The 8044-nt window shown below is 67.4% G+C and carries 8 protein-coding genes and 1 pseudogene; 2 read left to right on the top strand and 7 right to left on the bottom strand.

Annotated features, from left to right (window positions below; all coding sequences use genetic code 11):
• Both D477_RS14320 and D477_RS14315 read left to right on the top strand, forming a co-directional pair.
• Positions 1-347 (top strand): enolase C-terminal domain-like protein (locus D477_RS14320; protein ID WP_005270561.1); only part of this gene is annotated, 347 nt, incomplete at its 5' end.
• Positions 344-1354, top strand: coding sequence for a 2-hydroxyacid dehydrogenase (locus D477_RS14315; protein WP_005270559.1), 1011 nt, complete (start codon positions 344-346; stop codon positions 1352-1354). The genes D477_RS14320 and D477_RS14315, both read left to right, overlap by 4 nt.
• Positions 1355-1382: 28 nt before the next feature.
• Here the strand turns inward: D477_RS14315 and D477_RS14310 are convergent, their stop codons facing one another.
• The 7 genes and pseudogenes from D477_RS14310 to D477_RS14285 all read right to left on the bottom strand — a co-directional run bounded on the left by D477_RS14310 (position 1383) and on the right by D477_RS14285 (position 7735).
• Positions 1383-2102, bottom strand: a complete 720-nt coding sequence (locus D477_RS14310; RefSeq protein ID WP_005270557.1) for a sulfite exporter TauE/SafE family protein — start codon at positions 2100-2102, stop codon at positions 1383-1385.
• Positions 2099-3136, bottom strand: coding sequence for an ABC transporter ATP-binding protein (locus D477_RS14305; protein ID WP_005270555.1), 1038 nt, complete (start codon positions 3134-3136; stop codon positions 2099-2101). Before D477_RS14305 ends, D477_RS14310 begins: the two co-directional genes overlap by 4 nt.
• Positions 3133-3555, bottom strand: a complete 423-nt coding sequence (locus D477_RS23335; protein WP_005270552.1) for an oligopeptide/dipeptide ABC transporter ATP-binding protein — start codon at positions 3553-3555, stop codon at positions 3133-3135. The genes D477_RS14305 and D477_RS23335 overlap by 4 nt, the downstream gene beginning before the upstream one ends.
• Before the next feature lie 76 nt (positions 3556-3631).
• A pseudogene (locus tag D477_RS23330) lies at positions 3632-4171 on the bottom strand (ATP-binding cassette domain-containing protein); the annotation flags it as partial.
• Between the two features lie 8 nt (positions 4172-4179).
• Positions 4180-5202 carry an ABC transporter permease gene (locus tag D477_RS14295; RefSeq protein ID WP_005270548.1) on the bottom strand — a complete coding sequence of 341 codons (1023 nt, stop codon included), beginning with the start codon at positions 5200-5202 and terminating at the stop codon, positions 4180-4182.
• 9 nt (positions 5203-5211) lie between these two features.
• Positions 5212-6141, bottom strand: coding sequence for an ABC transporter permease (locus D477_RS14290; protein ID WP_005270545.1), 930 nt, complete (start codon positions 6139-6141; stop codon positions 5212-5214).
• Between the two features lie 28 nt (positions 6142-6169).
• A complete protein-coding gene (locus tag D477_RS14285) occupies positions 6170-7735 on the bottom strand; it encodes an ABC transporter substrate-binding protein (protein ID WP_005270542.1) in 1566 nt (521 codons plus the stop codon).
• Positions 7736-8044: the final 309 nt, after the last annotated feature.

Here is an 8044-nt window from a genome sequence, read left to right as displayed (position 1 = left end):
CCGAAACCTTCGGCCTCGGCCTGTCCATGCACTCCAACTCCCACCTGGGCATCTCCCTGGCCGCCATGGTCCACCTCGCCGCCGCCACACCCAACCTCGACTACGCCTGCGACACCCACTGGCCCTGGAAAAACCCCGACGAGGACATCATCACCCCCGACACCCTCACCTTCACCAACGGCGCCGTCACGGTGCCAACCGCCCCCGGCCTCGGCATCGAACTCGACCACGACAACCTCGAAAAACTCCACCTCCAATACCTCGACAGCGGCCTCACCAGCCGCGACGACACCGGCTACATGCAACGCATCCACCCCGCCTACCAACTGAAAAGCCCCCGCTGGTGAAGGCCGGGACGCACCAAGCGGAAGCACTGCGGATCGTCGTTACCGACCCGATCATCAGCCGGTTCCAGCAGGAGTTAAGGTACGACGGCGGAGCGCACCATTGGGTGATGGCGTCCGGTTGGGGCGCGGAGGAACAGTTACGCGCAGTGGCGGATGCCGACGTCGTAATTTGCTCCGCACTGCCGCCGGAACAGGCGGCGGCAGGCACCAGGCTGCGGCTGGTCCACGTCACCGGTGCAGGCTACGAGAAGATCGCACTGGACGCCCTGTCACCGTCCGCCGCCGTCGCCAATACCTTCCATCATGCCCGGCCGATCGCCGAGCACGTGGTCATGATGACCCTGATGCTCTCCCGCCGCGCGCTGGCCGCGGACCGGGAACTGCGCAGCGGCCAGTGGCGGACCATAGCGACGGCGAAGGACGTCCCATTCCACCCCACGCTGGACGGCATGGTGGTCGGCGTGATCGGCCTCGGAACCATCGGGGCCGAAGTCGCCCGCTTGGCCGGAGCGCTCGGCATGCGGGTGCAGGCGGTGCGGGGCAATCCAGCGGCGCCGCTCCCCGCAGGGGTGCAGCCGGAGTGGGTCGGCGGGAACGCGGAGTTGCCCAAGCTGCTCGAGACGTCGGATGTCGTGGTCGTGACCGTGCCGCTCAGCGAAGGGACGCGCGGCCTCATCGGCGCTGGGGAGCTGCAGCGGATGAAGCCGTCCGCGCTGCTGGTCAATGTGGCCCGCGGCCCCATCGTCGACCAGGGCGCCCTGTACGCGGCGCTGGCCGAACGCCGGATCGCCGGGGCCGGGATCGACGTCTGGTGGGGCACGCCCGCGGGCGGCAGGGTGCCGCCGTCGGAGTTCCCTTTCGAGGAACTGGACAATGTGGTACTCACGCCGCACCACTCCGGGCACGCCCGGCGGACCTTCGAGCGGCGCGCTGCGGACATCGCAGCCAATATCGCCAACCTGGCTGCCGGGAGACCGCTGTTCAACGTGGTCCGCGCGGCGAGCTGACACAACTGCTGGGCTGGGCCGGGGAGGCTCAGCCCAGCAGCGTTTGGCCGGCCAGCAGCACGGCGCCGAGGCCGGAGGCGGAGAGCGCGAGTAGGCGCAGCCGCTTGGCGTCGAGGAAGCGGTTGAGGAAGCGCGAGACGGCATAGCCGGCCACGGCCGCGGGAACCAGCCACGCGGCCAGCACCAGGATCTTGCCTGTGACCGCGCCCGCCAGCGCCAGGGCAGCGAGCGATACTCCGGAGCCGATCATGAAGAAGGCGCTCATGGTCCCGCGCAGGCGGGCGCCGTGGTGTCCCTGCCAGACCAGGGCCATGGGGGCGCCGCCGATGGAGGTTGCGGTGCCCATGATTCCGGAGGCGGCCCCGGCGGTGACCAGGTTCAACCGGCGCGGTGCGGGCCGCCAGCCGAGGAACGCCAGCACCACTCCCGCCAGCACGGTCACCGCCACCAGCCAGGACAGGCCCTCGCCGGGCAAGACGGCCACCAGCCAGGCGCCGCAGAGGCTGCCGGGGATCCTGCCAACCAGTGCCCAGCCGGCCCCGCGCAGGTCCAGCTGCGAACGTTCGCGCGCGGTGACCATGATGGTCACCAGCAGGGCGAGCATGATGATGGTGGCCGGCAGCAGGCGCGGGTCCACGAGGGCGATGACCGGAGCTGCCAGCATCCCCATGCCGAACCCGATCGAGGCCTGCAGGCTGGAGGCGGCGAACACGGCGACGGCGATGATCGCGTACTCGGCCCAGCTCACGGCATGGGCGCCAGTTCCCCGTTCCGGACCGCCAGGCTTTCCAGCGGGAAGTGGCATTCCGCCAGGTGCGCGGGATTGCTGCCGGCTGGTTCCGGCACGGGTGTCTGCCGGGCGCAGATGTCCTGTGCCTTCCAGCAGCGGGTCCGGAAGCGGCAGCCCGACGGCGGATCCAGCGGCGAGGGGATCTCGCCTTTGAGGATGATCCGGTTCCGTTCCGCGCCGCTCACGTCGAGTTTGGGCGAGGCGGACATCAGCGCGGCGGTGTAGGGGTGGCGCGGCTGGTCGAACACTTCCTCGGTGCTGCCGGTTTCGATGATCCGGCCCAGGTACATCACGGCCACGCGGTCGGCCACATGCCGCACCACCGAGAGGTCGTGCGAAATGAAGACATAGGAGACGCCGAGCCGCTGCTGCAGGTCGTTGAGCAGGTTCAGCACCTGCGCCTGCACGGACAGGTCCAGCGCGGAGACCGGCTCGTCGAGGATGATGACGTCCGGGTTGAGCGCGAGTGCGCGGGCAATGCCGATGCGCTGGCGCTGGCCGCCGGAGAACTCCTGCGGGGACTTTTTCGCGTCGGACGGGCGCAGGCCGACCATGTGCAGCAGTTCGTGCACCCGGGCCTCGCGCTGCCTGGCGGTCGTGTAGAGCCCGCGGTGGGCTTTCCAGGGCTCGGCGATGATTTCGCCGGCCGTCATGCGGGCGTTCAGCGACGCGAACGGGTCCTGGAAGACCATCTGTACGCGCCGGCGCCAGTCCAGCAGTTCCTTGCCGCGCAGCCCGAACGGGTCGGTGCCCTCGAAGCGGACGGCACCGGAGTCGGGACGTTCGAGCATCATCAGGGTGCGGGCCAGGGTCGACTTGCCGCAGCCGGACTCACCGACCAGTCCGAGGGTTTCGCCCCGGCGGACCGTGAGGTTGATGCCGTCGAGCGCGCGGAGCCGGTTGTTGCCGGAGGGGCTCTTGGCCACGTGGAAGGTCTTGGTCACGTCCTCGACTTCGATCAGCGGGCGGCCGGGTTCACGGGTCTCGGTCATTGGTCCAGTTCCTTGCTGAAGTGGCAGGCTGCGGCCCGCGGAATGTCGGAGGAGGCTGTGGAGTGCTTCGGGGTGACCGGCAGCAGCCGGGGACGCTCGGCGCGGCAGATGTCCTGCACCAGCGGGCACCGGTCCTGGTAGACGCAGCCCGAAGGGATCTTGTGCAGCTCGGGCGGGCTGCCGGGAATGGACTGCAGGTCGGCGCCGCGTTCGGCGTTGACCGGCACGGAATCCAGCAGGCCCTTGGTGTAGGGGTGGCGCGGGTCGGCGAACACGTCCGCCACCCGCCCTGTCTCGACGACGTTGCCGGCATACATGATGGCCACCGTGTCGGCCTCCTCCGCGACCACGGCCAGGTCGTGGGTGATCAGGACCACGGCCATGTCGCTTTCCTCGCGCAGGCTCTTCAGCAGCGCCATGATCTGCGCCTGCACGGGTCACGTCGAGCGCCGTCGTCGGTTCATCAGCGATCAGCAGCTTCGGGTTCAGCGCCACCCCCATGGCGATCAGGATGCGCTGGCGCATGCCGCCGGAGAACTGGTGCGGGTAGGCGTTGACCCGGGACTCCGGTTCGGGGATGCCGACCCGGCGCATCAGCTCCACGGCCTTCGCCTTCGCCTGCTTCGCCGAGAGGCCGTGGTGGATCCGGTAGGCCTCGCCCAGCTGGGTGCCGACCGGGTAGACCGGGTTGAGGGCGGTCAGCGCGTCCTGGAAGACGATGCCCAGTTCCGGGCCCGCGAACTTGCGCCGCTGCTTGGGTCCCAGCTTCGCCAGGTCGGTCCCGTTGAGGAGGATCTCTCCGCCGTCCACGTCCGCGACCGGGTCCAGCAGCCCGGCCACGGCCTTGGCCGTCATGGATTTGCCGCAGCCGGACTCGCCCAGCAGCGCCAGCGTCTGGCCGGCGCGCGCCTCGAAGCCGACATTGTCCACCGCCCGGACGGTCCCGCGCGGTGTGCGCAGGTCCACGTTCAGGCCCTCGACCTTTAGTACAACAGGTAGTTCCTGCGCCGGCGTCACAGCTTCTGCCTGAGCCATGGTGCTCATCACTTGTCCCCTTCAATGGTCTTGGCGGGAATCCGCGCGATCATGCGCCTGCGCGGCAGCGCCAGGCGCCAGCGCTGCGCCGGATCCGTGGCGATCCGCAGCCATGCGGCCAGCATGTTCGCCGCGATCGTGGTCAGCACAATCGCCAGGCCCGGGAAGATCGAGAGCCACCACGCGGTCTGCAGGTACTGCCGCCCCTGCGAGACCATCAGGCCCCAGCTGACGTCCGGCGGCTGGATGCCGATCCCCAGGAAGCTCAGCGAGGACTCGGCCAGCATCACATAGCAGAACTCGAGCGTCGCCAGCGTCAGCAGGGTCGGCATCACGATCGGCACCACATGCCGGCCGATGATGGCATTCGGCCTCGCGCCGAACGTGCGGGCGGCGTCGACGAAGGTCCGGCTCTGCAGCTCCGCGGATTCGGCACGTGCGGTACGCAGGTAGATCGGAATGCGGGTGATGGCCAGGATCAGCACGATGTTCGCGATGCTCGGATTGAACACGTAGAGCACGACGACGGCCAGCAGCAGCGACGGGAAGCTCATGATCACGTCGGCGATCCGCATCGACACGGTTTCCCGCAGTCCCCGGTGGTAGCCGGCCCAGACGCCCCAGAGCGAGCCGATGACCAGGGCAATGGCGACCGCCGGTAACGCCACGGCCACGGTGGTCCGGGTGGCGACCACCAGCCGGGCCAACACGCTGCGGCCCAGCGAATCGCTGCCCAGGAAGTACTCCCAGCCGTTGGCCAGCGTGAACGGAGCCTTATTGGCGAACAGCAGGTTCTGCTTCGTCGCCAGGTCGCCCATCAGGGCCGGCCCGAACGCCGCGGTCAGGCCCACCAGGACCAGGACCAGGGCAGCCGCCGTCGCAAATTTATCCCGCAGCAACAGGCGGAACAGGCCCATCTTCTTTTCCGCCGCTTCCGCGGCTGGTGGTTCTAGGCCGGGGAGCGCCGAGGATTCGGACACGGCGTCCGAGGTCGGCGGCTGGTGTCCGGGCTGCACAAGGGGTGTGGCCATGGTTTCCTCCTAGGCCTTCACGGTGGCCGGGCGGACACGCGCATCCAGCAGCGCGTAGCCCAGGTCGATGATGATGTTCAGGACAAAAATCGCGACGGCGGTCAGCAGCACCGCGGCCTGCAGCACCGCGAAATCGCGCTGCAGGATGGAATCGATCATCAGCTTGCCGATGCCCGGCCACCCGAAGATCGTCTCCACCACCACGGCACCGTTGACCAGGCCCACGGTCAGGTCGCCGGCGACGGTCAGTGCCGGCGCCGCCGCGTTGCGCAGCGCGTGGTGCGTCACGACCCGGATATCGCCTGCGCCCTTGCTCCGGGCTAGCTTGATGTACGGCTCGGACAGCGCCGACACCATGGCGCCGCGGACAATCTGCACCAGCACACCGAACGGGCGCAGCAGCAGCGTGGCGATCGGCAGGATCCAGGCTTCCGACCCCACGACACCGGAAGTCGGCAACCAGCCAAGGGTGATCGCGAAGATCCAAATGCCCACGATGGCCAGCCAGAAGTCCGGAATGGAAGCCGCCGCCATGGACACAAAGCTGGAAACCCGGTCCGCCACGCCGTTCGGCTTCAGCGCCGCCCAGCAGCCGACGATCACCGCGAGGATGATCGCCAGCACCATCGTCGTGGCCGCCAGCTGGAGGGTAGCCGGGAAAGCCCGCAACGCCATCGCCGCTGCGGACTCCCCCGTCCTCAGGGACTCGCCGAAGTCCAGCCTGAAGACACCGCCGAAGTAGTCAGCCATCTGGACCAGCAGCGGCCGGTCCAGCCCCATCCGGGCCGTGAAATCCGCCCGCATCTGCTCCGTGGCATTCAGCGGCAGGTACAGGTTAGCCGGATTGCCGGTCAACCTCGCCAGCGCGAACACTCCCACAATCACCACCACCAAGGGCAGTGCACTGGAGAGGATGCGCTTCCTCAGGTAGATCAACATGAGTCCGATTCCCTTTCGAGTGCGGCCGTTAGTTGGCCGGAGTCATCTCGGACAGCCGCAGCTCATCGCCGGAGGACGAGTTGGGCTCGTAATTCACGCTGTCAGACTTGCCAATAATGCCCGTCTGGTGCGAAATCGGCGCGAACTGGACGATGTTCTCGTTTTGGTAGCTGAAGATGTCCTCGTAGGCCTTCTGGCGGTCCTCGCCGGAAGTCTTACCTGCGGCCTTCAGCTTCTCGTCGAACTCCGATGTGCCGAAGGCGCTCTGTGCGCCGTCGCTCAGCATGTACTGGTCAACGGTGAACGCTGCGTCGCCGGCCTGGTTGCCGTGCTGGATCAGGAGGGCGATCGGGCCCTCGTCAGTGACGAACGGACGGAGCTGGTACTGCAGGTGCTGCGACGTTTCGACCGTCTTCAGTTCCACGTTCAGTCCGGCCTGCGCCAGCTGCTCCTGCAGCACCTGGGACATCTCGGTCACCTTCGGGAACTGCGCGTTGCGAGCCACCAGGGTGATCTTGGTGTCCACCGGAACTCCGTCAGCCTTGGCTTCGGCGACCAACTGCTTGGCCTTCTCCGGATCGTACGGCCACGCCTCCAGCGAGCTGTTGTGGCCCACGATGCCTTCCGGAACCAACTGGGCAGCGACCTTGTCCTTGCCCTGGTACAGGCTGGCAACGATGCCTTCCTTGTCGATGGCGTAGTTGATGGCCTGGCGGACGCGGATGTCGTCCAGCGGAGCCATGTCGCCGGTCAGACGCAGCGCCACGGTCTCGTTGTTCGGGTAGTTCACGCCCAGGTCCCCGGCGCCGTCGTCAGGTCCGAGGCCCATTGCAATATCGGCTTCGCCGCTGGTGACCATGGCGGCACGAACGGTACCCTCGGACCGCCACTGGTATTCGGCGTTCGGATAGGCCGGCTTCTCGCCCCAGTAGTCCTCGTGGGCGGCGAGCGTGATCTTCTGGCCAGCGTCCCATGCCTCAATCTTGTAGGGACCGGTGCCGATCGGCTCGCGGACCTTCTCGGTGTCGCTGGTGGACGCGGGCACCACTTCGAGGAAGGACAGCCGCAGCGGCAGGATCGGATCCGGCTCCGGCGTCGACACAGTCAAGGTGGTATCGTCCACGATCTTGACTTCCAGGTCGGTCTCACCGAAGACATAGCCCTCGACGTTGCAACCGAGGTCGGAGTTGACCGCGCGTTCGATCGTGTGCGCTGCCGCTTCGGCGTTGAACGGAGTGCCGTCATGGAAGGTGACGCCTTCGCGCAGCTTGAAGGTCCATTCACTGTCCGAGGTGGCTTCCCACTCCGTGGCGAGCCGTGGTTCCAGTTCGCCGGTGCTGGGGTTACGTTCCACCAGCGGTTCGGTGACATTGGAACGTACGACGACGCCGGTCGAGGTCAGGTTTGCCTCGCAGGCTTCCAGCGTGGGCGGCTCCTGGGAGAGCACCACGCGGATGGTGTCGGAGCTGGCGGCGGTGGCGCCACCGGCGCTTTCTGAATTGGCTACCGAGCAGCCACTCAGCAGCAGGGTGCCGCCGGCTGCGACCGCGGAGAGCCGCAGGGCGAACTGCCCTTGGGAGCGAAGTGAAGACATCTTTGAATCCTCCGGAATCTCAGGCACGTGCCCCACACGGGTGGGAACTGTCAGCCGCTTCTGCGGGTGAAGCCGGGGCTGTGCTGGCCAATAGCTTTGCGATGCCGCTTCGGCAACGTCAAGGCGTGTTTTTCCATGTCGGAAGCGTGACGCGACGGGTAGCAGCCTTTCCAACCTGTGATTGACGCCACAGTTCCGCGAGATTCCGCGGCTTTTCGAAGCGCGGCCGGAAACGATGCCTCAAGAGTATCGATCCATCCAATTTCAGAGTTGGACCTGCATAGATCCTCGGCCTACGCTCCCCGGTAT

The organism is Arthrobacter crystallopoietes BAB-32, from assembly GCF_000328305.2.
Taxonomy (GTDB): Bacteria; Actinomycetota; Actinomycetes; order Actinomycetales; family Micrococcaceae; genus Crystallibacter; species Crystallibacter crystallopoietes_A.
Note: the sequence above shows the minus strand (reverse complement) of the source record. Positions and strands in the feature narration are given on the sequence as shown.